This window comes from Sulfurimonas indica (genome assembly GCF_009192995.1).
GTDB lineage: Bacteria > Campylobacterota > Campylobacteria > Campylobacterales > Sulfurimonadaceae > Sulfurimonas > Sulfurimonas indica.
This window is the reverse complement of sequence record NZ_SDID01000001.1, coordinates 168,061-194,355: the sequence shown is the minus strand read 5'-3', so window position 1 is coordinate 194,355 and position 26,295 is coordinate 168,061. Positions and strand designations below refer to the sequence as shown.

Annotated in this window: 25 protein-coding genes; 16 read left to right on the top strand and 9 right to left on the bottom strand. The window is 35.2% G+C overall.

Annotated features, from left to right (window positions below; translation table 11 throughout):
* Positions 1 to 23 precede the first annotated feature (23 nt).
* Entirely contained in the window at positions 24 to 221 is a 198-nt protein-coding gene (locus tag ES948_RS01030; RefSeq protein ID WP_152183061.1) for a hypothetical protein, read from the top strand.
* A gap of 66 nt (positions 222 to 287) precedes the next feature.
* Here ES948_RS01030 and ES948_RS01025 read toward each other — a convergent pair whose 3' ends face one another.
* Positions 288 to 4,601, bottom strand: a complete 4,314-nt coding sequence (locus ES948_RS01025; RefSeq protein ID WP_152183060.1) for a PAS domain S-box protein — start codon at positions 4,599 to 4,601, stop codon at positions 288 to 290.
* Positions 4,602 to 4,779: 178 nt separating this feature from the next.
* Here ES948_RS01025 and ES948_RS01020 point away from each other — a divergent pair, with 178 nt between their 5' ends.
* From ES948_RS01020 to ES948_RS01000, 5 genes are all read left to right on the top strand, one after another.
* A complete protein-coding gene (locus ES948_RS01020; RefSeq protein WP_152183059.1) occupies positions 4,780 to 6,288 on the top strand; it encodes a bifunctional diguanylate cyclase/phosphohydrolase in 1,509 nt (502 codons plus the stop codon).
* A 50-nt stretch (positions 6,289 to 6,338) separates the two neighbouring features.
* On the top strand, positions 6,339 to 6,965 hold the full coding sequence (hisG, locus tag ES948_RS01015) for an ATP phosphoribosyltransferase (protein ID WP_152183058.1): 627 nt from the start codon (positions 6,339 to 6,341) through the stop codon (positions 6,963 to 6,965).
* On the top strand, positions 6,966 to 7,649 hold the full coding sequence (locus tag ES948_RS01010) for an SAM-dependent methyltransferase (protein ID WP_152183057.1): 684 nt from the start codon (positions 6,966 to 6,968) through the stop codon (positions 7,647 to 7,649). It begins immediately after the preceding gene.
* A 31-nt stretch (positions 7,650 to 7,680) separates the two neighbouring features.
* The gene (locus ES948_RS01005; RefSeq protein ID WP_152183056.1) at positions 7,681 to 7,941 is read left to right on the top strand and encodes a hypothetical protein; all 261 of its coding nucleotides are present in this window, start codon (positions 7,681 to 7,683) and stop codon (positions 7,939 to 7,941) included.
* A 110-nt stretch (positions 7,942 to 8,051) separates the two neighbouring features.
* Positions 8,052 to 8,519: a DsrE family protein gene (locus ES948_RS01000; RefSeq protein ID WP_152183055.1), complete on the top strand. Its 468-nt coding sequence runs from the start codon at positions 8,052 to 8,054 to the stop codon at positions 8,517 to 8,519.
* Here the strand turns inward: ES948_RS01000 and amrA are convergent.
* The 7 genes from amrA to ES948_RS00965 all read right to left on the bottom strand — a co-directional run bounded on the left by amrA (position 8,516) and on the right by ES948_RS00965 (position 15,779).
* Positions 8,516 to 9,058, bottom strand: a complete 543-nt coding sequence (gene amrA, locus ES948_RS00995; RefSeq protein WP_152183054.1) for an AmmeMemoRadiSam system protein A — start codon at positions 9,056 to 9,058, stop codon at positions 8,516 to 8,518. The genes ES948_RS01000 and amrA overlap by 4 nt on opposite strands.
* 116 nt (positions 9,059 to 9,174) lie before the next feature.
* Complete coding sequence (locus tag ES948_RS00990; protein WP_152183053.1) at positions 9,175 to 10,188, bottom strand: cytochrome-c peroxidase; 1,014 nt, start codon at positions 10,186 to 10,188, stop codon at positions 9,175 to 9,177.
* A 97-nt stretch (positions 10,189 to 10,285) separates the two neighbouring features.
* On the bottom strand, positions 10,286 to 11,206 hold the full coding sequence (gene pdxA, locus ES948_RS00985) for a 4-hydroxythreonine-4-phosphate dehydrogenase (protein WP_152183052.1): 921 nt from the start codon (positions 11,204 to 11,206) through the stop codon (positions 10,286 to 10,288).
* The gene (locus ES948_RS00980; RefSeq protein ID WP_188109411.1) at positions 11,203 to 11,985 is read right to left on the bottom strand and encodes a pyridoxine 5'-phosphate synthase; all 783 of its coding nucleotides are present in this window, start codon (positions 11,983 to 11,985) and stop codon (positions 11,203 to 11,205) included. Before ES948_RS00980 ends, pdxA begins: the two co-directional genes overlap by 4 nt.
* Before the next feature lie 5 nt (positions 11,986 to 11,990).
* Positions 11,991 to 12,707, bottom strand: a complete 717-nt coding sequence (locus ES948_RS00975) for a lysophospholipid acyltransferase family protein (protein ID WP_246153790.1) — start codon at positions 12,705 to 12,707, stop codon at positions 11,991 to 11,993.
* A 57-nt stretch (positions 12,708 to 12,764) separates the two neighbouring features.
* A complete protein-coding gene (ppk2, locus tag ES948_RS00970) occupies positions 12,765 to 13,610 on the bottom strand; it encodes a polyphosphate kinase 2 (protein WP_152183050.1) in 846 nt (281 codons plus the stop codon).
* A 204-nt stretch (positions 13,611 to 13,814) separates the two neighbouring features.
* Positions 13,815 to 15,779, bottom strand: coding sequence for a thioredoxin domain-containing protein (locus ES948_RS00965; protein WP_246153789.1), 1,965 nt, complete (start codon positions 15,777 to 15,779; stop codon positions 13,815 to 13,817).
* A gap of 146 nt (positions 15,780 to 15,925) precedes the next feature.
* Between ES948_RS00965 and ES948_RS00960 the strand changes: the two genes are divergently transcribed.
* Positions 15,926 to 16,423, top strand: coding sequence for a nucleoside 2-deoxyribosyltransferase (locus tag ES948_RS00960; protein WP_152183049.1), 498 nt, complete (start codon positions 15,926 to 15,928; stop codon positions 16,421 to 16,423).
* Between the two features lie 8 nt (positions 16,424 to 16,431).
* Positions 16,432 to 19,017, top strand: coding sequence for an ABC transporter substrate-binding protein (locus tag ES948_RS00955; protein WP_152183048.1), 2,586 nt, complete (start codon positions 16,432 to 16,434; stop codon positions 19,015 to 19,017).
* Here the strand turns inward: ES948_RS00955 and ES948_RS00950 are convergent.
* Positions 18,998 to 19,222, bottom strand: coding sequence for a (2Fe-2S)-binding protein (locus ES948_RS00950; RefSeq protein WP_152183047.1), 225 nt, complete (start codon positions 19,220 to 19,222; stop codon positions 18,998 to 19,000). The two genes, ES948_RS00955 and ES948_RS00950, sit on opposite strands and share 20 nt — an antisense overlap.
* Positions 19,223 to 19,323: 101 nt before the next feature.
* Between ES948_RS00950 and dsbD the strand changes: the two genes are divergently transcribed.
* The 8 genes from dsbD to soxA all read left to right on the top strand — a co-directional run bounded on the left by dsbD (position 19,324) and on the right by soxA (position 26,291).
* Positions 19,324 to 21,096, top strand: coding sequence for a protein-disulfide reductase DsbD (gene dsbD / locus ES948_RS00945; protein ID WP_152183046.1), 1,773 nt, complete (start codon positions 19,324 to 19,326; stop codon positions 21,094 to 21,096).
* 16 nt (positions 21,097 to 21,112) lie between these two features.
* The gene (locus ES948_RS00940) at positions 21,113 to 22,207 is read left to right on the top strand and encodes a cache domain-containing protein (protein WP_152183045.1); all 1,095 of its coding nucleotides are present in this window, start codon (positions 21,113 to 21,115) and stop codon (positions 22,205 to 22,207) included.
* Positions 22,204 to 22,857 carry a response regulator transcription factor gene (locus ES948_RS00935; protein ID WP_152183044.1) on the top strand — a complete coding sequence of 218 codons (654 nt, stop codon included), beginning with the start codon at positions 22,204 to 22,206 and terminating at the stop codon, positions 22,855 to 22,857. Before ES948_RS00940 ends, ES948_RS00935 begins: the two co-directional genes overlap by 4 nt.
* Positions 22,847 to 24,004, top strand: coding sequence for a sensor histidine kinase (locus ES948_RS00930; RefSeq protein ID WP_152183043.1), 1,158 nt, complete (start codon positions 22,847 to 22,849; stop codon positions 24,002 to 24,004). The genes ES948_RS00935 and ES948_RS00930 overlap by 11 nt, the downstream gene beginning before the upstream one ends.
* A 79-nt stretch (positions 24,005 to 24,083) precedes the next feature.
* Positions 24,084 to 24,638 carry a sulfur oxidation c-type cytochrome SoxX gene (soxX, locus tag ES948_RS00925; protein ID WP_152183042.1) on the top strand — a complete coding sequence of 185 codons (555 nt, stop codon included), beginning with the start codon at positions 24,084 to 24,086 and terminating at the stop codon, positions 24,636 to 24,638.
* Positions 24,639 to 24,657: 19 nt separating this feature from the next.
* The gene (gene soxY, locus ES948_RS00920; protein WP_152183041.1) at positions 24,658 to 25,128 is read left to right on the top strand and encodes a thiosulfate oxidation carrier protein SoxY; all 471 of its coding nucleotides are present in this window, start codon (positions 24,658 to 24,660) and stop codon (positions 25,126 to 25,128) included.
* 49 nt (positions 25,129 to 25,177) lie between these two features.
* Positions 25,178 to 25,516, top strand: coding sequence for a thiosulfate oxidation carrier complex protein SoxZ (gene soxZ / locus ES948_RS00915; protein WP_152183040.1), 339 nt, complete (start codon positions 25,178 to 25,180; stop codon positions 25,514 to 25,516).
* A gap of 4 nt (positions 25,517 to 25,520) precedes the next feature.
* On the top strand, positions 25,521 to 26,291 hold the full coding sequence (gene soxA / locus ES948_RS00910) for a sulfur oxidation c-type cytochrome SoxA (protein WP_152183039.1): 771 nt from the start codon (positions 25,521 to 25,523) through the stop codon (positions 26,289 to 26,291).
* Positions 26,292 to 26,295: the final 4 nt, after the last annotated feature.

Sequence of the window (26,295 nt, the reverse complement as noted above, 5' to 3'; positions counted from 1 at the left end):
GTTAATGCGTACGGGTGGCCAAGTTGATGCGTATCTACATCAAACGAAAAACCAAATCCAAAGGTTCTTTCCCAACTGTAGATTCTGCTTTTAAACTTTTATATCTAGCAACTCAGGAGGTTCAGGAAAAATGGAAATCTGCTAAAATAAGAAATTGGAGTGAGATTTACCCTCAACTTAGTATATTTTTCAGTGAAATTATGGAAAAATATACTAAGTAAGTTAGATGGATGTAGGTGGATTTACACAGTTTATTTTACAGGTTCTTGCCTCTAAGAACTAAGCTTTTAGTTGTTTGGCAGAGTGATATCAAAGCAACTCCCTATATTGTCACTTTGCCACTCAAGTGTACCTCCAAGATGTTTTGAAATAATGATTATAGACATATAGAGTCCAAGTCCTGTGCCGTTTTTTGATTTTGTTGTTACGTAAGGCTGACCAATTTTATCTATAATATCTGGATCAATTCCTCCTCCGTTATCACAAATAGTGATTTTTACATTGTCTTTTTCTTGAGAAACAGAGATTTTGATTAGCCCATTGTTTGGAGTGTGTTCTTTAATTGCATCTTTTGCATTGTTTATAAGGTTTATTATAGTTTGAATAAGCTGATTTGGATAAGTTGTGATAGTGATGCTAGGATGGCTTGATATCTCTAGTTTAATATTATTATCTTCTAAAGATTTTTCTACCAGTGTTGTTGTTTTTTTAAGAATAGCATCTATCGAAGTTTTTTCTTTTATTTTGTCTGGTTTAAAAAAATCTCTAAAATCATCAATCGTATGAGAAAGATAATCTGTCTGTTTGTTCAGTGTAACTATAAGATGGCTAATATCTTCTTGTGTTATTTCTTCATGTAATTCTTTTTTTACTTTCAGGTTATTTGCAAGCATTGAAATGACACTTAAGGGTTGTCTCCACTGATGGGCTATCATTGTTAGCATATCTCCCATAGCCGCTTGACGAGATTGTGCTATCATGAGTTCATCTTTTTTCTGTAAGTCTGTAATATCCACAATCGCAATGAGATAATATATTGTTTGAGTGGTTTTCCAATTATCAAGTGATACAGCATTTAATATACCGATTCTCTTGCCTCCTGATTTTGTGATAATTGTCTGTTGCTCATGTATTTTTTTGAGTGGATTTTTATAATATTGTTTTATTTCAGATTTTTTTTCAGCATTTTCATGCCGGAAAAGCTGTGTTATCAACTCATCAATTGTTAAGATCTCTTCTTGAGTATAACCAGTGGTTTCTGTAAAAACTTTGTTAAGTAAAATGATTTCACCGTCTTGTTTGTAGAGCATTAAAGGAATAGGAGTAAAGTCAATAATTTTTTCAAAGCGTTCTTTTTCTGTTTCAAGTTGATACATTAGTAGTTTCAATTGTGAAATATCACGTATTATTTTCAGAAAATAGAGTGGATTTTTGTTCTCATCTTTTAAAACAACAACAGATAGCGATACCCATATAATATCTCCATTTTTATGAATATATCGCTTTTCAATATGATAACTGTTTTTATCTTTGTCTAAAAGTTGTTGCATCATAATTTGGTCTGTATGCTTATCATCTTCATGTGTGATTTGTGAAACTGTCATTTGTTGAAACTCATGTTTTGTATAGCCTAAAAGATGGCTCATATATTCATTTGTATCTATCCATGTGCCATCAAGTGTAGTATGGGCTATTCCGATATCTGCTTCCTCAAAAGTAAGTTTATATAAATGTTCTTGTTCAAAAAGTTTTTTTGAAAGCTCTTCTTCTTTTGTTATATCTATTCCTGAACTGATAATACCTGTGATATTATTATTAATATCTCGAGTATAATTATTTGTCCAGGAGATAAGGTGCTCCTCTCCGTTTATATCAATGATTTTATTAGTATGATGTACAACTAGTTTTTTCAATCCACTTATCATGTTGTCAAACATATTCTTGAGTTCATTTCTAATATCAGAAGAGATAAAAGTCTCGAACCAATTTCTACCAATTACGGCATTCTGAGAAAGACCAAGAAGTTTTGCTCCTTCTTTATTTATCATGGTAATATTCCCATCTATATCAAGAGTCATGACAAGGGTTCCTACTATGTTCATATAGAGCTCTGCTAATCTATGCTCATGCTCTGCAATTTTTTTGAGTTTGATTTTCTCTGTTATATCATGAAAGGAGAGAACTGCCCCTATAAGTTTTCCATCTTCTACAATAGGATTTTGTAACACTTCAACATTTATAGGTGTACCATCTTTTTTCCAAAAGAGATCTTCGGTCCTGATTGATTCTTTGTTGATGAGATGATTATGTAAAGTACACTCTTCAAAAGGGTAGTTTGAACCGTCTGGTTTTGTATGATGCCAAAGTTTATGTGCATTATTATTGAGCAGTTCATCTTTTGAAAATCCTAAAATGTTAATAGCTGCATCATTTACAAATGTATGATTTCCTTGCAAATCTAGCCCAATAATGCCATCTTGAGTTGCATTGAGGATACTTGATAGTTGTTGTTGCAGTTTTTGCTCATTAAGGATTGATATGTGAAGTTCTTCATTGGAACTTTGTAACTCCTCGTTTGATGTTTCAAGTTCTTCATTGGAACTTTGTAGCTCTTCATTGGAACTTTGCAGCTCTTCATTTAAAAGTTGCATATTTTCTTTTGTGACAATAAGCTCGTCAGAGAGTAAACGGTTCTCTTCTTGGATTTGTGCAAGTTGTGTTGTGAGACTTTTGATGACAAAAGATTCATCGGGAAGTTTTAAATCTGCTGTATTAAATTGTAATTCATCAGCAGATAAAAGTTGGAAATAGAGAAAAAGCATTTGACGTGAGCTCTCTTTTTTATATGGAGAAGCTATTATTCTAATAAAACATTTTTCTTTGTTTTCCAAAGTAATTTCTATAAATTTACTTTTTTGCGTATTTTTTAGTCGAAAAGCTTGCTTTATAATACGATTAACATCATAGCGAAGAGATTGGTGTAAATTATCAAGTATATTTAAACTGATAAAGCCATCAGGGATATGGAGAAATGGCAGTGAACCTTTTTTATATACTATATTGTAGGTATGGTCAATAACGATACAGTTGGGTGCAAAAAAGTCAAATATATTTTTTTCTAAATCATGTTCAATATTAAGATCATCTTTTTTATGGATACGTTGCTCTAAAGCTTTGTTATTCTCTTCTAAATGTTTTGAAAAATAGTGTGACGAAATTTTAGGAGGATTCTCAAGTCTTTCTTTCATATATATTTTATATTGAGAGTTCAAAGCTACAAAATACCGTATGCTTGTCAGTGTGGACTCTGAAGAGCCTAAGAATAAGATTCCTTTGTCTTTAAGCACATAGTGTAGAAGTGTAAAAATTTCTTGTTGTACTTCAGGCAGTATATAAATTAGTAAATTTCTGCAACTAATGATATCTTGATTGATAAAGGGAGGCTCATTCAAGATATTATGTTTTGTAAATATAATCTGTTTGCGGATTTTTTCCACTATTTTATAATCATTATTGATTTTAATAAAATATTTACTCAGTATGTTTTTATCGATTTTTTGAACAGCCTCAGCCGAATAGATACCATTGCGTGCTCTCTCCAGAGCTTTATCATCTATATCAGTTGCAAAGATATGTACATCAAACTCTTTGTTAAGCTTTTCACTTACCTTTGAGACCAAAATCGCAAGAGAGTAGGCTTCTTCTCCTGTTGAACAGGCAATAGACCAGAGTCGTAATATATAGCCGTCTGGTTTATCTTTGAGATAAATATATATTTCATCCTCTAAAGCGTCAAAGGCTTCTGGATCTCTAAAAAACTCTGTAACTCCGATCAATATATTTTGATATAAAAGATGAAGCTCGTTGGGATGTTCGTTTAAATAGGCTAAATATTCATCTAAGGTATTTACATTGACAAGTAACATTCTTTTGTTGATACGGCGTAAAATAGTTTCATTTTTATATTTTTCTATATTGAATTTTTCTTTTGTATGTAATAGGTTCTGGATTTTTTTAAATGGAGCCGGTAGCTTTGTATATAGTGAATGAGTGAGCTCTTCAGCGATTTCATCAATAGTTAAAATATAGTCTATCATATGAGACTCTATTGCGCTTTGAGGCATACTTTTGCAATATGCTTCTTGCGGTAGTTGAGCGATAGTGATGCCTGAGTACTCTTTAATTGTTTTAATGCCTTGTGTTCCATCATGACCGGAACCTGTTAATATGATTCCAATAGAGTCTTGTTTTTTATAAAGTGCCAAAGCTTCAAAAAGTTTATCTACGGATGGAGTCGGGTTGTGTATCTGAAGATCTGTCTTTTGCAAGTATAAATGATGTTTTTTATATATAATATTATGCCCTGGCGGAATGATATAAATATGATTAGCACTATACTTTGTGTTTTGTGTAATTGTCTCTACAGGCATATTGGCATATTTTGTCAAAATTTCTGTAAGAGAACTTTTTTTATTCGGATCTAAATGTTGCGCTATGATATAAACATAGTTGAATGTACCGGGTAGCTTTGAGACCAATTTTTTTAGAGCTTGTAGACCACCGGCACTAGCACCAATTCCAACATATATGAAATTTTTCATTTTCTCTCTTTTATTTGATACGAATCTTTAAAACTATTTTTATTTTAGCATAATTTTGTATTTTTGCAATACAGAGTGTAGTCCATATTTTAGGGACATTTAGTGGTTTGTTGAGAAATTGTTATTTATCAAAATTAAGATATAATTAAAAATAAATATTTTAACAAGGTTATCAGCAGTGGATTTAAAGTTACTTCAACAACTAGGAAAAAAATTTACAATATTATATGTAGAAGATGATCTTTTAATTCAAAAGGAAATGACAAACTATTTAAGTAAGTTTTTTAAACAGGTTAGAGTCGCTAAAGATGGTGAAGAAGGGCTTCAATACTATAAAAGTGGAAATTTTGACATTGTTATAACCGATTTATCAATGCCAAAGATGAATGGATTGGAAATGCTAGAAAAAATCCGGGCATTACATAAAGAGCAAACAGTGTTAATAACTACTGCACATAGTGAAGCCGAATATATGATTAAGGCGATTAGAATAGGTATTGATGGTTATATTATCAAACCTTTTAATTATGAACAATTAAATTATGAACTTTTTAAAATAGTAGAAAAAATATATAAATATGCACAAAATGAAGAGTATAAAAAACACTTAAAACGTATGGTTGAACAAAAAACGTCTGAACTCAACAGTATGATTCATTTTCAAAAATATAATTATGAAAAGACATTACTTTCTATGGTTGAAATGATTGAGGATCGTGATACCTATACAGCAGGGCATAGTCAAAGGGTCGCAAATTATAGTAGAATAATAGCTGAGAAGATGGGGTTTTCTAAAGATGACTGTGATAAAGTTTATCAAGCAGGAATTTTACATGATATCGGGAAAGTTGCGACACCTGATGTTGTTCTTCTCAACCCTCATAAACTCAATGAGCTGGAATATAAACTAATACAAGAACATGTGGATGTCGGTTATCGTTTGCTTACCCATATTCCTATGTTTAAGGAATTGGCAGAAATCGTATATGCGCATCATGAAAGATATAACGGAAGTGGTTATCCCAGAGCATTAAACGACAGTGAGATTGTACCCTTAGCAAAGATTATGGCCGTTGCAGATACATTTGATGCAATGACTACAAATCGGATATATAAAGGAAGAAAAACGGTTCAAGAGGCTCTTGAAGAGTTGATGAGTCTAAAAGGAATTTTATTCAATCCTGATGTTGTTGATGCTGCTTCTAATGTGCTAAAAAATGTAGTTATAGATGAAAATATAGATCAGCTACCTCGAACAGAAATTGAAAAAGAGAGATTTGCATATTTCTATAAAGATATGTTAACAGATTTATACAATCAGCACTATCTTGAAGTTGTGTTGGTAAGAAATCAATTTGAAAAAAAGTATAGTTCTTTACATATTTTCAAGCTGAAAAATTTTTCAAAATATAACAAAGAGTATGGCTGGAAACAGGGTGATGAGCTTTTGAGACAAATAGCTGCTATATTCAAACAGTGTTTTGAGCATTCTAATGCTTTTAGAATTTTTGGAGATGATTTTGTTTTTTTGGACAATAAAGAGTGTCAAATTGAAAAAATTCAGAACTCTATTAAAGCTCTTGTAGAACAGAAAAATATATTGTGTGAAGTTGTCAATATAGACTTGGAAAAAGAGAATATTTTATCAGTATCAGATATTGAAAAAAAATATTTTCAAACTTATTAGTTTTTGAGTTTATTTTAGATAAAATTTCAAAAAAATTAAAGGCTGTTTTAATGCTAACTGTTGCACTTCCTAAAGGTCGTATTGCCAAGGAGACTTTAGAGATTTTTGAGACTATCTTTGGTGATAGTTTTAAATTTGATGATAGAAAATTGATTTTAGAGACGCCAAAGTTTCGTTTTTTACTTGTACGTAATCAGGATGTCGCAACCTATGTTTATCATCAAGCAGCAGATATCGGTGTCGTAGGGCTTGATACTTTAGAAGAGCAGGGCCTTGATGTAGTGCGTCTTTTAGATCTTCGTCGTGGTATCTGTAAAGTAGCTATCGGGATGAAAAAAGGTGAAAAGCTTGACCTGACAAAACCTGAACTTAAAGTTGCTTCTAAAATGGTAAATATCACAAAACGTTACTTTGAAGAGAGAGCTGTTAGTGTTGAGATTATTAAGCTTTATGGTTCCATTGAACTTGCTCCTCTTATTGGACTTGCTGATATGATCGTTGATATTGTCGAAACTGGTACAACGATGAAGCAAAACGGTTTAGAAGTTGTAGAAGATATTATGACAAGTTCAACATACCTCATAGCAAATAAAAATTCCTATATCGCAAAAAAAGATGAAGTGCTTGATATCTATGAGAAAATCCGTGATGTTATTCAAGAAGAGAATAAAGCATAGATGACAAACTTAGACCTTTATGCAAAAGCAGAACATCTTTTAGGCATAGAAGAAGCAACTGAAGCGCTTTATGACCTCTATCGCTCAGAACTTGATGACTACAATGTAAAAACACTGCTTGATGTTGGCTGTGGTCGTGGTGGCTTTATGGAGCGTATGATAAGTGATGGTGTAGAGTGTAAGGGAGTTGATTTAAGTACTCTGATGGTTGAAGAGTGCAAGGCAAAAGGACTTGATGCTGAGTCTGTTGATGCAAAAGATGTAAAGGGGAAGTATGATGCGATTGTCAGCATTTTTGATGTACTGAACTTTATGTCAAAAGAGGAGCTCTTAGAATTCTTAGAAGCAATGGCTGATAAACTGAATGATGATGGTATCTTCATTGCAGATATCAATACACTCTATGGTTTTTCTGATGTCGCTGAGGGTACAATGAGCAGTGATAGTGAAAGTGAGTTCTTAAGTGTAGATGCAGTGTTTGAAAACAATGAGCTCCATACGAAATTTACTCTTTTTGAAAAGGGTGAAGATGGCAGATATACTAAGTATCAAGATACGATTGTGCAGTATTTTCATAAAATTCAATTTTTTCAAAAACTAAGTGGATTAAAACTGGTAGATAAACAGACATTTTCTCTCTATGATACGGAAGATAAGACGCTTTTAATCTTTAAAAAGCGATAATTATAATATATACAAAGAAGGAGTTTTGCATATGAGTAAACACAAAGAAAAAATCAAAAAAATTTTTGATCATCCAATCTCTGGAAATATTGATTCAAAGAAACTATTACATGCGTTAGAGCATTATGGAGCAGAGATTGACTTAACAAAAGAACATCATGCAAAGATTCATGTAAATGGTAAAATGTTTTCTATGCCATTGCCACATCAGGGAAATACACTTTCAAAAGATGCTATTGTCGAACTGCGTCACTATTTAGAAGAAGTTGGACTTACTCCAGAGACTCTATAAAACCTTGCGTGAGCCTTTTGGCTCACTTTAAATACTTCATAACTTTTTTCTTTTATATTTATTTTACAAATAGATGCTACACTTTTTAAATTTTATTAAGGAAGTGTTTGATGAAAAAAATATTGATATTTTTAGTGCTTATTATTGGTGCAGCCTTTGGCGATGAGGAAAATCCAAAAGTTGTCTATGATTTAACTACGAGTAATATGGCTAAATTTGAAAAAAATATACTCAAAGGTATTACTTACAATAAGAGCCATTATGAAAGTAATCTAAAAGAGCTTGAAGTAGCTGTTGTCATTCATGGCGGTGCATACAGATTTTTTGTAAAAGATATAAAAAGCACACTATTTAAAGATGACAAAAAGTTGGTGCAAAACTATAAAGAGTTGAAAAAAAGAATAGCTTCTATGAGCGATACATATGAGGTTGAGTTTATTATGTGTGGTGCTGCTATGAAGAGAAATAAACTAGAAAAGAAAGACATAGTAGAGTTTGTGAAAATCGTTCCAAACTCTACAATCGGTCTGATTGATAAGCAAAATGAAGGTTTTGCCTATATACCTGTCAGAGACTAAAAGACGATAGCCTCATAGACATAAAGCTCTGCATCTTTGCAGTGCTGGGGTGGTATTCCTGCTTTTTCTATACAGCAACTACGAACAAACTGCTCCTTATCCCATCCCATATCAGTAGCCACCTGTGGTAGATAGGTACCATTTCTGCCTCCATAGGAGATATAGATGCCATGTTTACCAACAATAATATCATCAACAGAATTGACACGTACCCTTGGCGTTAAAACTGAAATTTCAATGTCAATGCTTGACAACTCCTCCGGTGTAACGGGTGTAAAGCGGTTGTCGTAGCGTGAAGCAGAGATCGCCATCTCAATGATAACCTCATAGAGTGGTTGGTCTGGTTCAAAACGCCCGATACAGCCACGAAGTTGTCCATTTTCATTAAGTGTGACAAAAGCACCAAGATGTTCTTTGAATTTTTGAGGGAGTTTGCTTGTGTCGAGTTGGAGTCTCTTATTTTGCAGTACCGCTTCATAAAGTGCCAGCTTAGCTATCTCTTTGAGCTCTTTTTTTTCTTCATCTGTGAGAGTAAACATGTTTCCCTCCATATTTTAAGTATATAGAGTGATTATACATCATTTTTATAAAATATGGAAAAAAACAGATAAGGAGAAAGGAGTTTCATAGTAGCTTTCAAGCTACTATGAAGAAGTTATTTTACAACTGGTTTTGGTGTGTTGTCATTTGTTGCCGGAAGCATTGGCACTTTGATATATGGTTTTTTACCATCAAGAGCACCAAGGAAAGCTTCGATCGATTTTGCTTGTTTGTCACTGATTTTTACACCAAGTTGAATGCGTCCCATCTCTTTGATAGCATCTTTTAATGTTGGAATCATACCATTGTGAAAATATGGTCCGGTCTCTGTCACGTTTCTAAGAGTTGGTACTTTAACCATCCCGTTTTTATCACCTTTAAAGTCACCAACGTTCATATATTTGTATGTAGCTGTAACATTAAATGCATTCATGCCACCACCGATACCTACACCGTTATGACACGTTGTACAACCTACTTGGATGAAAGTTTTAAGACCCTCTTTTTGCTCTTTTGTCATAGCATCTTCATGACCATTCATAAATGCATCAAATGGTGAAGGTGTTACAAGTGTACGCTCAAATGTCGCAATCGTATCTGCAACTTTTTTGAAAGTAATTTTTACATCATCACCATATGCTTTTTTAAACTCTTTTACATATTCTGGCATAGAAGTCACAGTTTTTACAACGTGCTGTGGTGTTGCTGCCATTTCAGGTGCTGCTTGAATAGGACCTTGAGCCTGGTCTTCTAGATCTGGACTTCTACCATCCCAGAATTGTTTCTCATTAAATACTGAGTTATATACAGTAGGTGAGCTTAAATGGTGAGGATTTGCTGTCCATTTATGACCAATTGCAGCTTGCATACCATCATCTCCACCTTTAGAGAGATTATGACAGAAGTTACATGAGATAAGACCGCTTTTTGAAAGGCGTGGGTCAAAGTAAAGCTTCTTACCAAGTTCAACTTTTGCTTTTGTTATAGGGTTTTTAGGGTTGTCTATAAGCTTTAAAAGCTCACTTGGAGACTCTGGAATAGCTTTTAGACCAGCGTTTTTTGCATCATCAATAAGTGATCCTGCCATCAGTGAAGCGGCTGTAAAAGCGAGTACTACGATTTTTTTCATTTTATTTTCCTTCTTTTTTTAACTTTCAAGACAAGTATATTGTCTTTTGTGTTACAAAAGTATAACAAAAAAAATCTTAAAGGAAAATAATTATCTTTTAGTTATTTGTAAACTCTATAGCACTTTTTACAGCATTGATATAGCTGAGAGTATTTGCTCTGTTTTTATAAGCAATATCAAAGGCCGTACCGTGATCTACCGATGTGCGGATAATGGGCAGATTGAGAGAGATATTGATACTCTCATCAAAGTAGAGTGCTTTGAGTGGTGCCAAGCCTTGGTCATGATACATCGCTACAAAATAGTTGTAGTTCTTTCGAAAGTAGGGTGCAAAGGCTACATCAGGTACAACAGGTCCGATAAACTGCTCAAAAGCTACTTCTTGGTTCACATCTTCAATGGCTTTTGTGATAATCTCTTCTTCATTACCAAGTACACCATTATCTCCTGCGTGAGGGTTGAGTCCGAGAACTGCTATTTTTTCTTTTTGGATAGAGTTGTGTAGGTCCAGTAAAAAAGTTTTGAGCTTTTCATAGCTCAGTGCAGATGCAACCTCTTTGAGTGGAATATGTTCACTAAAGAGTGCTACAAACATCTGAGGGCAACCAAGCATCATAATAGCTTCTTTGCCAAAATGTTTACGAAGCAGGTCTGTATGACCTTTATACTCTAAGTCTGCTTTCATCCATGCCTCTTTATGGATCGGGAGTGTAACAACCGCATCAGCTTTATCTGTCTCACAAAGCTCTACTGCTGTCATAAAAGAGTCATACGAGTATCTGCCGCTCTTTTGAGTGACTTTTCCTGCTTCTATACTAAAGTTGCCTGCTACTTCATAGAGTTGCATATCATTTGGAATGGCAGTATCAAGCAGCTTTGCAGCTTGCGTAAGAAGTTCTCTGTTTATGCAGTAAACTGGGTGGCAGAGCTTTGATATCTCTGCGTGAGCTTTGAGTGCTATCTCAATGCCGATACCATTTAGGTCTCCGACACTGACAGCTATGGTTTGCTGACTCATCGTGTAGTAAGGCGTTTCATCTCTTTTACAGCTTCAGCCAAACCGCTAAATACTGAACGAGCAATAATACTTTGACCAATGTTGAGTTCTGTAATGGCATCAATGTTCATAATAGCATCGACATTATGATAGTTCAGTCCATGTCCTGCAGCGACTTCAAGGCCTATCTTTTTTGCATGTAGGGCTGCTATTTTAATATCTTGGAGTGATTTTTCAAGCCTAGTTTCTAGCTCATATCGAGGAAGTTCCAACTCTTTTACGGAGTGGTTTGAGTGTGCAAGATTTGAGTGCAGCATTGCAAAAAGGTTGGAGTAGAGACCGGTATGGAGCTCAACCATTTCAGCACCCAACTCTTTTGACTTCTCCATCGCCTCAACTGTCGGGTCCACAAAGAGTGAAACAGGGATGAGTGCATCATGGAGTTGCTCTATAGCATAATGAATTTCATCACTGTATGTCAAAACATCAAGACCACCTTCTGTTGTCACTTCCTCCCGTTTTTCAGGTACAAGTGTGGCACGATGTGGACGTAGTGATGCTACAATGTCTAAAATATCTTTATTGATAGAACACTCCAAGTTTACCGGTAATTTTGAGTGTGATAAGATATTTTTTACATCACTGTCTTGAATATGCCGGCGATCCTCACGCAGATGGATTGTTATCTGATCTGCTCCATTTTCACATGCTACATAGAGAGCTTGAAGGATATCCGGGTCATTAACACGGCGTGCTTCACGCAATACTGCAACATGGTCTATATTTACACCTAAGGTCATTTTACTCATGAAGCACTCTTTTCAATGTTGTTATAAAATTTCAAATATTTCTCTTCAAGATTTTCATGGCTGATAATCTCACCTACATAAACTTCAACACTATAAGGTTCTTCATAGGGAGCATTTTTAAAGACCTCTTCATTTTTCCCTTTGATATAGACAGGAACGATATCAAGATTGTTTGCTTTTGCAATCTTTTGGGCACCGCTTTGGAACTTATGGATACCATCACCTTTAAAACGTTCCCCTTCAGGAAAGATATAGAGATTCATATCATCGACTTTGGAAAATATTTTCTTGATTGTTTTAAAGAAGTTGAGAAGTCCGCGTTTGTTTTCCAAATCAACTGCTATACATCCGCTGTATTCAAAAAATTTGCCATAAATCGGGTCTTCAAAAAGTTCCTGTTTTGCTATCCATGTACCGTTTTTCTTATAACGTGAGAAGATATTTTCCATAACAATGATATCAAGAAGTGAACGGTGGTTGATAGCATAAAGGATTTTGTCTTTTTTTGGCAGTTCGCCTATGAGTTTTACGTTTATATTTAAAAAGTCAAGCACTTTGTTAGAGTATTGGCCACGTGCACGCGAAAGCTCTTTATAACCATATTTCAGAGTAATAAATGGATGAAAAAAAGTTTGTTTGAAGATTTTTTTGTATTTGAGGCCAAGCTCAATCATAAATATATATTTGCCTAAATCTTTGAACATTTCTAACATATAAACCCTCTTTGTAAAAAGAGGATTATAGCTAAAATAATTTAACACTCTGCTGATTTAGCTCTTTGTCTTTTTCAATGTCATCTCTGTCTCCATAATACGTATCTCATCATCTGCATGGATGCGGATTTTTTCATCGGCTTTGAGTTTTTTCCTATCTATCTTATCTGGGTAGTCAAAATGGTTTAAAATATGTTTGATTGTATTGATGCGTGCCTTTTTTTTGTCATTGGAACGAATAACAGTCCATGGAGCATGTTCTGTATGGGATGCTAAGAGCATAGAGTATTTTGCAATAGTATATTTGTCCCATAATCCCTGCGACTTTTCATCAACAGAAGAAAGTTTGTACTGTTTGAGTGGGTCTGTACGACGTTTTTCAAAACGTCTTTTTTGCTCATCTTTACTGACTGAAAAGTAAAATTTAAAGATGTTTATATCTGAGTTTACAAGCATCTTTTCAAACTCGGGTACTTCATGTAAAAACTCTTTATGTTCCTCTTGTGTACAAAATCCCATAACAGGCTCAACTCCCGCACGGTTGTACCAACTCCTGTCAAAGAGTACGATTTCACCAGCAGCTGGGAGATGCTGTACATAACGCTGAAAATACCACTGTGTCTTTTCGATATCACTTGGTTTGTCAAGTGCAACTACACGGGCACCACGAGGATTAAGATGCTCGGTAATGCGCTTTATCGTTCCACCTTTTCCTGCGGCATCACGCCCTTCAAAAATCATCAGTACTTTTTTACCTGTATCTTTTACATAGTTTTGCATCTTTAGCAGCTCAATCTGAAGACGTTTGAGTTCATTCTCATACGCTATGGTCTCTTTTTTCTTCCAGACAGCTACTCTGTCACCTTTGACATGTTTTATCTGTTTCTCTTTTGTTTTATTCATAAGTGGACCCCTTCACTCAATTATAAAACTTTCAAGATTAAACCCAAGTTATGCCATATGAAATTAAAAACTTCAACTATCATTGCACATAATGAACATTCATTAAAAATACATACTACCAATAAGGTAGCTTAGTATTTTTACTAAATATCCCTTATGCACAAACATAGCTAAATTTTAGAAATTTTTATGACATAATTTGGGTTAAAAAGAGTTTTTAATGAGCCTATCTATCTCTTTTACATCATTAGTGTTGGCAAAACAGCTTGTTTTACCACAAATCATATATGCATCACTCTCATCTGCTTTAAAAAGTACAAAAGGAAAGCGGATTTTTGCCAACTCGTAAGCATTGTTTGTAAAATTATTTAACGAGCTTTTTATCATTCTGTCCTCTTTTAAATATCGCAGTGCCTGCGTGAGCATATATGGATAATAGATAGGGCGTCTGCCTAGATCATAAGAGTTGTACTCCATCGTTTTAAAGGCAAAATGAGCATACTTCTCATCTTCTAAAAGGGTAGAGAGCGTAAGCATACAATCAATCATAATAGAGACTGAAGATGTATATGTGTTATCTGTAGTTTCAGCTTTGACACTGAATTCACCGTCACTGAAATTCCATAGACCTTTGTCATAAAATCTCTCCAGTGCTTTGTTTACAAGTCTGTGCGCAGTGATGAGATACATTTCATCTTGTGTATATTTGTAAGCAGTAAGAAGTGCTTGTGCCAAGAAGGCATAATCTTCCAAGAAAGCTTCGACTTTTGGCTCTTTATGAATGAGTGTTGTATGGTAGAGTCTCTCCTCTTTATACATAGTAGCAAGAAGAGCATCAAGTGAATCTTTGGCTTTTGTATGGTACTTACTGTCAATCGCTCCAAGCTTGAAAAGTGAGTTGATAAGCATTGCAGACCATGAGGTTTGTACCTTTTTGTCAATAAATGGATACTCCCTCTCGGCACGAAGTTTTTGGAGGATGATCTTAACATCATCAAACCACTCCGGTATGCCATTTTCAAAACGTACGATACTTTTAGCATTTTCAAAGTTACCATGATGTGAAATGTCCATCTCTTGACACATCTGCTCGGCATTATTGTATCCTGCCTCTTGAAGTGCACTAAAGACCTCCTCATAGCTGTAAACAAAGTATGTACCTTCTTGGCCTTCACTGTCTGCATCACTTGCTGAATAGAAAAGATTCTCTTCATTCATATAGTTATACCAAAAGTCAGCTATCTCTTTGGCAGTTTTGAGATACTTTTCATCTTCATATAACAAGTATGCATCTGTATAGACTCCACACAACAGTCCGTTATCATAGAGCATCTTCTCAAAGTGAGGTACAAGCCATCGCTCATCAACACTGTAACGACAAAATCCTCCATCAATGAGGTCGTACATGCCGCCTTTTGTCATATTGTCCAAAGTATTTGTTACCATTGCTTTAACACTTTTCTCTTCATAGATTCTATCAATTGTTAACAGAGCGTAAAGCGTTGATACATGTGGAAACTTTGGAGATCTTGAAAAACCACCGTTACGTGTGTCGTAGTTGCTTTTTGCCTGTGTGAGGAATGGTTTGTAAAACTCCTCTTTTAGTACTGTTGCCTCTTTTGGATGCTCAGGCTGTTTGATGAAGTTTTCTATCTCATCTGCATTTTGTAAGAGTTTAGGATCACGCTCTTTTACTTTGCGTGCAATAAGTTTGGTAAGTTCGATAAATCCCATTCCCTCAATACTACCTTGTTGTGACTCAGGCGGGATGTATGTTCCTGCAAAGAACGGTTTGTTCTGGGGTGTACAAAAAATTGAAGTCGGCCAACCACCTGCACGGCGATTTAGAAGTATATAGACCTCTTGATAATATTTATCGATGTCAGGGCGCTCTTCACGGTCAACTTTTATGGAGATAAAGCTCTCGTTTAAAATCTTTGCGCACTCCTCATTTTCAAAGACTTTCTCTTCCATAACGTGACACCAGTGGCATGAAGAGTAGCCGATGCTGATAAAGATGGCTTTGTTCTCTTTTTTTGCAGTCTCAAAGGCTTCGTCACACCATGGCCACCAATCTACCGGATTGTCTTTGTGTTGTTGCAGATATGGAGAGTCTGCATTTGCTAATCTGTTTGGCATAGAGTCTGCATTTGCTAATCTGTTTGGCATAGTTGTTTCTCTTTTTTAAATGTAGAATATGCAAAAAGGACTAATTTTACGCTTAAGTTATTGAAGTTAAAAATTTATTTATATTTTGAGTCGTCTTTATTAAAAATATGATATTATTGTTGCATTATATTAGAGAGTGTTTAAAAATGAAAAAAATTTATATTGCAGGTCCTGATGTTTTTGAAAAAGATTCCATAGAGATAGGAAAAAGACTGATTGCATTATGTAAAGAGTATGGCTATGAAGGACTTTATCCACTTGATAATGTAGTTAATTTTTCTCAGCCGAAACAAAAAATAGCACAGGATATATTTCAAGCAAATCAAGCAATGATTCAAGAAGCGGATATTGTTATAGCAAATGTAAACCCGTTTCGTGGAAAAGAGCCAGACAGTGGGACAATATGGGAGTGTGGATATGCGTATGGACTTGGTAAGGAGGTCTATGTATATATGCAAGATACTGGAGATTACATAGAATGCTTTGATGATGATGAAAAAAATTTAGTCAACGGTTACTATGTAGATAATGAAAACAGAGCTATAGAGGACTTTGCATACCCTCTCAACCTAATGATATCCTGCGCAGTTAAAGAGATAGTGCGTGGCAGTTTTGAAGATGTCCTAAAAAGTATACAAAAGTAGTTTTTTCAATGAAATTTTTACTTTTACTTTCCCTTTTTGTAACAACGCTTTTTGCCAATCATCATAACAGGGAAGAGCTTCAAAAAGTCTCACTGCAACTGCATTGGAAATATCAGTTTGAGTTTGCCGGTTTTATAGCTGCGAAGGAGAAAGGGTTTTATAAAGATGTAGGGCTTGATGTTGAGCTGCGTGAATATGAAGATGGCATAGATATTGAAGATGATGTTTTATGTGGCAAGGCAACATACGGCATCTACAACTCCTTGGCACTTTTAGAGTATCTGCGCGGTAAATCTTTGGTCCTGCTTTCATCGTACTTCAAACGGGCTGCTTTGGTTTTGGTAGCAAAACCGGAGATTAAATCTCCCAAGGATTTAGTAACTAAACGGATTATGGCAACAACAAAAGATGATTTTATGCTCAACTTTGGTCTCTATCTGCGTGGTTATGGTGTCAGTGTTGATGATGTAGAGCTTGTTCCTCACAGTTACAGTGTTGATGATTTTGCTCAGGGAAAAGTTGATGCAATGACCGCTTTTGTCTCGAATGAGCTTTATAAACTTGATGATCTGGGAGTGCACTACAATGTACTTGACCCAAGTGATGATAATCTCTATATCTTACAGCTTGAACTCATTACATCCAAAGAAGAAGCGACAAAACATCCCGGGCGAACAAAAGCTTTTCGTGATGCTTCATTAAAAGGGTGGCAGTATGCACTCTCTCATAAAGATGAGTTGGTTGATATTATCAAAAAAAAATATCAGATAAAACTCTCAAAAGAGAGTATAAAAAAAGAGGCCCTTGGTGTTCAAAAACTAATTTTACCCTATACCTATGAGCTTGGTTCCATTGACAGAAGTTTTTTGAAAAAACAAAAAGAGCTCTTTTTAAAAGAGTATCATATACAAAATGAAAAAAGCTTGGATGATTACCTCTTTCATCCAAAAACAGATACAGCTGCGCTACAGTTTAGCGATAAAGAGCTCAACTACATCAATAATAATAAAAAGATAGATATCTGTATAAACTATGATCTTTTTCCACTCGATGGGATTAAAAATGACAAGCTTACCGGAGAGATGGGAGATATATTTTCAATCATTTCAAATCTGACCTCACTTGAGTTTACTCCTGTCGCATCTGCTTCTGAAAAAGATTTGATGGAGAATCTCCAAAATAAAAAATGTAAGATGCTTTCGGTTGTCGCAACGGCAAACAAAGAGTTTACAACTATCCAAGTAACACCTCCATTCAGTGCTACAAGTTTTGCTCTTTTGAGTAAGTTGGAACGCTCTTTTGTGGATGACCCGACACTGCTAAAAGATAAGGTCCTAATAGTTCAAAAGGACTCTTTTAGAGCATATCTCAAATACCTCTATCCATATTTACGTATAAAAGTTGAGTATGATAAGAACAAGATGGTACGGGATGTTTTATATAACAAGGCATACGCAATTGTTACATTGGATGAACAAGCTGATTATTTTATTGACAAATATGGTTACGGTAAACTCAAAATAAGTGGTTTTTTGGCAAAAGATAGACCAATACAGGGAAGTATCGGTATACAAAAAGATGAGAAGACTCTTTACTCCATCATCAACAAAGCTCTCAAGCATATTTCAAAAGAGAAAATTGAATCGATTCGAAACTCCTGGCGAATAAGCAGGTATCAAACAACAATCGATTATTCTCTGGCACTCAAAACTCTTTTTTTCATGGGTGTTATAGTTCTTATCATGATCTACTATCAACGTAAACTTAAAAACTTCAATAAAGAGCTTGAGAGACAGGTCTATGAAAAAACAAAAGAGCTGCGTGAGATTAATGAATCGCTCGAGGCTACTGTACAAGAGAAGATTGAGGAGCTGATACAAAAAGATGAGATCTTAACGATTCAGTCCAAGCAGGCCGTTATGGGGGAGATGATCTCTATGATAGCACACCAGTGGCGACAACCACTTAACACAATCACTCTGCAAATATCAAGTATTCAGCTCAAAGAGATGATAGGTGAAAAGATTACAAAAGAGGAGCTTTTAAAGATACTTGATGAGATAAGTAACTCCATAATATATCTCTCCAATACTATTGATGATTTTAAAACCTACTTTCATCCGGCAAAAGAGGCCGTTGAAATACAAATCGGTGAGCTTATTATGAAGTGTGTCAGTTTTATTGAACCAAGACTCAAAAAAGATGAGATATCACTGGAACTGCAGGGAAATATGCAGATAAAAGTGCATGTTTACGCAAATGAGCTGATACAGGTCTTTTTAAACATTTTAAACAATGCCATAGATGCCTATGAAACAGGAAGCTCAAAAAACAGATACATAATCATAGAAATAGAGAGTAAAGAAGATAAGATAATAATTAAGATCAGTGACAATGCAGGTGGTATTAAAAAAGAGAATTTCCAGAAAATTTTTGAACCATATTTTAGTACCAAAGGAAAAAATGGTACAGGATTGGGTCTGTATATGTCCAAAATGATAATTGAGAAACAGTTTAACGGTAAGATAGATGTTGAGTCATCTGATAACCAGAGTACATTTATAATTGAAGTTCCTAAGCGCGTCCACTCTTGACCATAGCAAGAACCATTGGAATATTGAGCCCGTCATTATGATATCCTTCGTCATGACACGCTTCACACTTGTCACCGATTGGCATCTCTGTATTATCCAAGACCTCCTGGAGCGTTGAAAGATTATTTTGTTTGATACACTCTGCTATATCTTTAATAGTGAGTGAATTACACACGCATATCTCAGTATCTAAATCTATATTCATAATTTACTCTTATTTTATTTTTTGACATTATAATACAAGTTACACAAAATATACACAAAAAGATTGTATAGTTCTTACTTAAAATTACTAAAGGTCATTCTATGAAGATATTTACAAAAGTGTTGACATTGTTGTTAGCAACTCTTTTCACGCTTCACGCAGCAGATTTTCTCATGCCAAATGAAGCATTTAAACCCTATGCCAAAGTGGATGAAAAGTCGCAAATACTCGTTGGCATAGAGATAGCACCGGAGATATATCTTTACAAAGATAAACTTAATGTATCTCTTTTAGAAGCTAATGGTATCTCGATTAAAAAGATAGTTGCACCGGAATCGGTTGAACATATGGGTGATGCTGTTTATCTGAAATCACCTGAATTTGTACTCACACTTCAAAAAGAGAAAGCTCTTGCAGGTATGCAGGATGTTAAAGTTAAAGTCGAGTATCAGGGATGTTCAGAACAGGGTCTGTGTTATGAGCCCAGTGAAAAGGTTTTTACACTTCAAGTTGACAGTGCAAAGTTGTCAAATAAGGGAGTTGTGGCTCCTGCAGGAACACAAAAGAATGAGAGTGAACAGGGTCTACAAAATAAATCAGAAACAGACCTCATAGCAGATACGATCAAATCTAGTGGTTTTTTAGTTGTGCTTGCAACATTTTTTATTTTTGGACTGCTTCTTTCATTGACACCGTGTGTTTTTCCTATGATTCCTATCATCTCCGGTGTTATTATCTCTCAAGGTGAGGGATTGACAACGAAAAAAGCGTTTGGACTTTCACTTGTTTACGTACTTGCAATGGCAGTAGCATATACAATAGCGGGAGTTTTTGCTGGGCTTTTTGGCTCAAATCTTCAAGCTGCATTACAAACACCATGGGTTGTGTACAGTTTTGCAGCTGTTTTTGTTGCACTTGCTTTTTCTATGTTCGGTTTTTATGAACTAAAACTTCCAGATGTACTTGTATCGCGTGTTTCTCAAAACTCAAATCGCAGTGGATTTATTGGTGTTGCGATTATGGGCTTTTTCTCAGCTCTGATTGTTGGGCCTTGTGTAGCAGCGCCACTTGCAGGTGCTTTAGTCTATATTGGTCAAACAGGTGATGCACTCTTGGGTGGAGCAGCTCTTTTTGCAATGAGTCTTGGTATGGGTATACCACTTATTTTAGTTGGGGTGAGTGCCGGTAAATTTATGCCAAAACCGGGCGCATGGATGACAATGATCAACGCTATCTTTGGTGTGCTTATGCTCGGTGTTGCAGTATGGATGCTTGAAAAAGTTGTATCATCAGATATAACAACATTGCTTTATGCAATGCTTGGTCTTGGTTTTGCACTCTATCTTGGTGTATTTGATAAAGAGGGGCATATTTTTAAACGCACTGTTGCACTATTGATGTTTCTTTATTCACTTGCACTCTTTATCGGAGTACTTGCAGGTGCACCAAGTATGACACAACCGCTTGGATTTTTAAAAGTAAAAAGTGTTGCAATGAGCTCTACAGTAGAGAGAAAAGAAGCGCTCAAGTTTACAAGGGTAACTTCTTTGGATGAGCTCAATAGACTTTTAGAGAAGAATAGAGGTAAAAAGATACTTCTGGATTTTGCAGCTGATTGGTGCAGTGCATGTAAGGAACTTGAAGAGGTGACTTTTGCAGATTCTCGTGTAGAGGAGAAGTTGCGTGAGTTTGTACTGATTCGTGCTGATGTAACACAGAATGGTGAAAAAGAGAAGGCGCTCTCAAAAGCATATGGTGTTTTTGGACCACCTGCTCTTATCTTTTTTGATAAAGACGGAAAAGTTATCAAGGCAAAAACGCTTATTGGTTTTGTCGAACCGGATGTTTTTTTAAAACATCTAAATTATCTTTAATGAGGTAGTAAAAAGTTTGTTAAAGAAAATAGTGCTTATCTTCTCTGTTTTAATTGTCATTATTTTACTCTCAACCTATTACTATAAAAATGAGGTCAAAGAACAGAAGATATACCATATTATGGATCAGATGCGTTTGACTTTGGAGAGTCAGTTAAAAACACACAAGATGGAAGATCTGCGTATTGCTTTGATGCTCTCAAAAAACAAAGGCTTAATTGATGCACTGGAAAATGATGATGAAGATTTAGGCTATAAAATCATCTCTGATATTGCCAAAAGTATCCAACAAAATACAGGCTCTAGAATCCGTACGCAGGTTATCACAAAAGAGCTCAATATCTTTGCAAGAAGCTGGGATGATATCTATGCAGGTATGCCAATTGGAGATTATAGAACAGACCTAAAGTACTTTGATACCCATAAAGCACCACGTACTTCTATAGAAGTGGGGCGCAGACTTGGCATTAAAGCAACAGTTCCTGTTTATAAAGAGGGAAATTTTTTGGGTTTTATAGAGTCTATCTCCTTTTTTAAGTCCATCACCGATTTTTTTAGTTCTATCGGGGTGGACCTGTATGTACTGCTAGATGTAAAGCATACAGATACAGCAGTGCTTATGATGCAAAACCTTAGTATTGACAAGTATATACTGGCAAACAGAAACTATAACTATGCGCATCTGCAAACACTACACACGATTGACTTTAAAGAGTTAAAGCTCAGTGGTGTTGTTTATAAGGATGGGAAGTATATCTTTTATGAAAATATGCGTGATGGTGATGGAAAGATCATTGGCGGTTTTGTGTTTGTTCTACCAGAGCGTTATCTTAACTACTTTAGAAATCCCGAAGATGATATCTCCTTTTTAATCAATATTACAAGAAGCTCTTTGTATGATATAGTAAAACAGCAGAGGTATGAGAACAATGTCTATGAGAACTATTCGGCATCTTCTCTTGTCTATCTGCAGGATGTTATAGATAAAGAGGACAGAGAGGTCTTTTTTGATGAGGCCTATGAAAAATTTGACAAATACTCCAAAGATGAGCTGATACAGATGATGCTTAATCGTAAAATAGTAAAAAAAATAGATGGGAAGATAAAATGAAAGTACTGCTCTTAGAAGATGAATATTCACTGCGAATCAGCATCGAAGAGTTTTTGAATGATATCGGATATGAAGTCGATGGCTATATGGACGGAGCAGAAGCGTATGATGCCGTATATGATAAAAGCTATGATATTTTACTTCTAGATGTCAATGTACCTTCGATGAACGGTTTTGAGTTTTTACGCAAGCTTAGAGAAGACGGCATAAAAATTCCTGCAATCTTTTTAACATCGATGACAGAGATGGAAGATCTTAAAGAGGGCTACAAGCGTGGCTGTTGTGACTATATCAGAAAACCTTTTGATCTTGAAGAGTTAGAACTTCGAATAGATCAGGCTTTGGCATCGCATTTACAAAATGATGGCTCGATAGTAGAACTTGGCTCTGGTGTAGTGTATGACCTTAAAAAGAGCAAGCTCACGCAGGATGGTGAAGAGATAGTGCTTCGAAAGACAGAAAAAGAGCTGCTAGAAGTACTCATCAAAAATAAAAACTCCATAGTATCAACACAGATGTTTCAAGATGAGGTGTGGGGAGAGTATGTTGAACCGGCAACCATTCGTGTACAGCTCAACAATCTCAAAAAGAAACTGCCGGATGATATCATACAAAATAGACGTGGCTTAGGATACATTATTGAAAGATAATCAGTACTCTACAAAATATGCACTTATCTATTCGGCACTTATTAGTATAATACTGCTCACGCCGCTTTTTTACTATATGGTCTATATGAAAAATATTCATGCCATTCAAAATGAACTGCTTTTAAAAGAGAAGTCTCTGCTGCTTATTAAAGCGATGCAAGCGTATGACCAAAATGACGAATTTTTTGAGTATCCCCGATTTAAGACTTTTGAATCAGGTCTTTATGATGAGAAATTTCAGGCAATTTTTACTTTGATAGAACATCCTGTAAAGTATTTTAAAAATGGTTACTATTTGGATGGTAACGATGCCTATTTGGTTGTAAAGCTTCCAAAAGAGAGATATTTCGGTGCAAGTTATCTTGTCGTACATAATACGATTTCGTATGCTTCTGTTTATGAAAAAGTACTTCTTATTTTATTTAGCATAGTTATTTTGGTATTTATCTTGAGTGTTTACTTTCTTAAGACCTTTGCCAAACCATTTCAAAAAATGAACAAGCAGCTTGATAATTTCATAAAAGACTCGATGCATGAGATTAATACACCACTCTCTATTATCAACGTTAACATAGATCTCTATAATCGTAAAAATGAACCAAATAAATATATGCAGAGAATGAAGGCAGCTGCAAAAGTACTCTCAAATATCTATAATGATATGGACTATCTCATCAAGCATGAGAGACTTGAACATGAAAAAAAAGATGTTGATATTGCTAAGTTCTTAAATGAGAGGGTAGAGTACTTTTCTGAAGTTGCGGCAATGAAAAACATTAAGATAAATGCAGATATCTCCAATTGTGGCAGTGTACATATGAATGAAAAACAACTGCAGCGTCTTATTGATAATAATATCTCCAATGCGATTAAGTATTCGTATGAAAACTCAGAAATTGATATAGCACTCTATATGAAAGATGAGAGATGTCATCTCTCTTTTAAAGATTATGGTGTAGGAATTGAGAAAGTTGAGAAGATATTTTCTCGCTATTATCGTGAAGATACATCAAAAGGTGGTTTTGGAATAGGGCTAAATATTGTAAAATCCATCATTAACAGTGAGAATATTGAACTTAAAATCGAGTCAAACTTAAAGCAGGGAAGCCTGTTTCTCTATATCTTTCCACATACTTCAAATAAATAACTATAAAAAAATCTGATTTTACATTCATTTTACATTCAGTAGTTAAACTTGTTCCTGAAAATATATAGGAGGAACAAGAATGAACAAAACAGTAATGATGTCATTGCTTGTAGGAGCTTCACTATTTGCTACAGATTACAGCAAAGTTATAGAGCATCCAGATGCAAGTAAGATGATAGAAAAAGATCTGTTGGCACCACCAAAGGTATTTACAATGCCAGCAGGTTGTATAACAAGTGATCCGGCTGCGATTGCTAGAGGTGAGTATATCTTTAATAATCTAAATGGGAAAAAAGCGAAGAAAAACCCTCCAAAAGGTTTATCTCGTAAACAAATGAAACCGGGTAAAACATATATGTCTGGCGATAAAATCCCACCAAAACAGTATGGAAACTGTGTAGCTTGTCATAATATTGAAGGCGCACGTGGTGCTGGTAATATCGGTCCTGATTTAACAGACTATAAAGAGAACTTCATCGACAGTGGTGCAAGAGATTATCAGTTTGTTTTCCAAAAAATTGCCGATGCTCGTATTGACAATCCAGATACACATATGACTATCAATTTAACAACGAAGCTATTTACTCCAAGAGAGATATGTGACATTACGTCATTTGTCGTAGCTCCAAAATAAGACTAAAGGAAAGTAAACAATGCAAAGAAGAGATTTTTTTAAAAAAATAGGTTCAGTGGCAGCTGTAGGTGCAGTTATCCCTGTTATGAGTTTCGCAGCAGATGCGCCAAAACCGGTAAGTCCAAACAAGATGGACTATAAAGTAGCTGTTGATGCTATTACAGGTGGGAAAGCTCCTGTTAAATCAAGCAAAGTAAAACTTAAAGTTCCAGAAATCGCTGAGAATGGTGCAGTTGTTCCTGTAACTGTTGAAGTTGATTCTCCTATGACAGATTCAGACTATGTAAAAGCAATCCACGTACTCTCTACAAAAAATTCAAATGCACGTTGTATTGATGTGAATCTTACACCTGCAAATGGAAAAGCTTACTTCTCAACGCGTATCAAACTTGGTGGAACGCAAGAGGTTGTTGGTCTTGTAGAACTTAGCAATGGTGAGTTTTTAATCGCTTCTCAAAGTGTAAAAGTAACTATTGGTGGATGTGGTTGATATTTCAATCAGAGAAACAAGATAAAAAATAAATAAAGAGGATATGAAAATGGCAGAAGAAAGAAAATCACTGATTAAGATCAAACCAAAAAGATATAAAGACGGTGAAATTGTAAAAGTAAGTTTCATGGTAATGCACCCAATGGATACAGGTATGGGGAAAGATAAGAAAACGAAAAAAATCATCCCTGCAAAATACATCAACAGTGTGAAGTTTAACTATAACGGTAAAGATATCACGACGATGACAGTTTGGGAATCATTATCTGTAAATCCGGTATTTACTATCTATATGAAAGTAAATGGTAAAGGGAAACTTACAGTTACATATACAGACAACACTGGTGAAGTACACGAGAAAAGTAAAAAGATTAAACCAAAAGGATAATCAGATGAAAACAGGTATTAAAATAGCTCTATCAGTTGCAATGCTTGCTTCATTATCATTTGGTGGTGAACAATTTGCAATGAGCGATGCAGACCGTGCAATGTATGCTGAAATGTCAGAAAACAATCCAGCAGATATTATGATTGCAGATGGTGAAGAGTTACTAAGTTATATGGGTGGAGACGAAGGTCTTGCAAAATATCTTGGTGTAAGTGAAGATGAACTTCCTTCATATATCGCAGGTTTCCCGCGTTATATTAAAAAGTTTGATATGGTTGTAGGACTTGATCAAGTGCTACAAGCAATGATGGCAGACGGTGGGCATAAACCACTCAAACTTAAAAGTGGAAATATGTTCGCAATGGTCGCATATGTGAAATCTATTGCAAATGATGAGCCAATCAACATTGATGTAAATGCAAACCCTCAAATGAAAGAGATGTATGCTCTTGGTGAGAAAACATTTATGACAAAACGTGGTGGACGTGGTCTTTCATGTAACTCTTGTCACTCTCCTGATGTAATCGGAAGAGTTTTAAGAACACAACCTCTTCCAGATTTGAGCTCAAAAGGTGTAAAAGCTGCTGCAACGTGGCCTGCATACAGAATGACAAAGTCATCACTGAGAACTTTTCAACGCCGTTTTCAAGGATGTATGAAAAATGCACTTCTTAAAGTGATTCCTTTAGGTTCAAAAGAGATGGTAGCACTTGAAATTTATCTTACTGATAAGGCTAAGGGTAGTGAGATTGCTATTCCTGGTTTAAAAAGATAAAAGG

Bases quoted from the DNA above. Each gene is read 5' to 3' on its own strand.
- ES948_RS01025 (WP_152183060.1), bottom strand. From the start codon at position 4,601: ATGAAAAATTTCATATATGTTGGAATTGGTGCTAGTGCCGGTGGTCTA.
- hisG (WP_152183058.1), top strand. From the start codon at position 6,339: ATGCTAACTGTTGCACTTCCTAAAGGTCGTATTGCCAAGGAGACTTTA.
- ES948_RS01010 (WP_152183057.1), top strand. From the start codon at position 6,966: ATGACAAACTTAGACCTTTATGCAAAAGCAGAACATCTTTTAGGCATA.
- ES948_RS01005 (WP_152183056.1), top strand. From the start codon at position 7,681: ATGAGTAAACACAAAGAAAAAATCAAAAAAATTTTTGATCATCCAATC.
- ES948_RS01000 (WP_152183055.1), top strand. From the start codon at position 8,052: ATGAAAAAAATATTGATATTTTTAGTGCTTATTATTGGTGCAGCCTTT.
- amrA (WP_152183054.1), bottom strand. From the start codon at position 9,058: ATGTTTACTCTCACAGATGAAGAAAAAAAAGAGCTCAAAGAGATAGCT.
- ES948_RS00990 (WP_152183053.1), bottom strand. From the start codon at position 10,188: ATGAAAAAAATCGTAGTACTCGCTTTTACAGCCGCTTCACTGATGGCA.
- pdxA (WP_152183052.1), bottom strand. From the start codon at position 11,206: ATGAGTCAGCAAACCATAGCTGTCAGTGTCGGAGACCTAAATGGTATC.
- ES948_RS00980 (WP_188109411.1), bottom strand. From the start codon at position 11,985: ATGACCTTAGGTGTAAATATAGACCATGTTGCAGTATTGCGTGAAGCA.
- ES948_RS00975 (WP_246153790.1), bottom strand. From the start codon at position 12,707: ATGTTAGAAATGTTCAAAGATTTAGGCAAATATATATTTATGATTGAG.
- ppk2 (WP_152183050.1), bottom strand. From the start codon at position 13,610: ATGAATAAAACAAAAGAGAAACAGATAAAACATGTCAAAGGTGACAGA.
- ES948_RS00965 (WP_246153789.1), bottom strand. From the start codon at position 15,779: ATGCCAAACAGATTAGCAAATGCAGACTCTATGCCAAACAGATTAGCA.
- ES948_RS00960 (WP_152183049.1), top strand. From the start codon at position 15,926: ATGAAAAAAATTTATATTGCAGGTCCTGATGTTTTTGAAAAAGATTCC.
- ES948_RS00955 (WP_152183048.1), top strand. From the start codon at position 16,432: ATGAAATTTTTACTTTTACTTTCCCTTTTTGTAACAACGCTTTTTGCC.
- ES948_RS00950 (WP_152183047.1), bottom strand. From the start codon at position 19,222: ATGAATATAGATTTAGATACTGAGATATGCGTGTGTAATTCACTCACT.
- dsbD (WP_152183046.1), top strand. From the start codon at position 19,324: ATGAAGATATTTACAAAAGTGTTGACATTGTTGTTAGCAACTCTTTTC.
- ES948_RS00935 (WP_152183044.1), top strand. From the start codon at position 22,204: ATGAAAGTACTGCTCTTAGAAGATGAATATTCACTGCGAATCAGCATC.
- soxX (WP_152183042.1), top strand. From the start codon at position 24,084: ATGAACAAAACAGTAATGATGTCATTGCTTGTAGGAGCTTCACTATTT.
- soxY (WP_152183041.1), top strand. From the start codon at position 24,658: ATGCAAAGAAGAGATTTTTTTAAAAAAATAGGTTCAGTGGCAGCTGTA.
- soxZ (WP_152183040.1), top strand. From the start codon at position 25,178: ATGGCAGAAGAAAGAAAATCACTGATTAAGATCAAACCAAAAAGATAT.
- soxA (WP_152183039.1), top strand. From the start codon at position 25,521: ATGAAAACAGGTATTAAAATAGCTCTATCAGTTGCAATGCTTGCTTCA.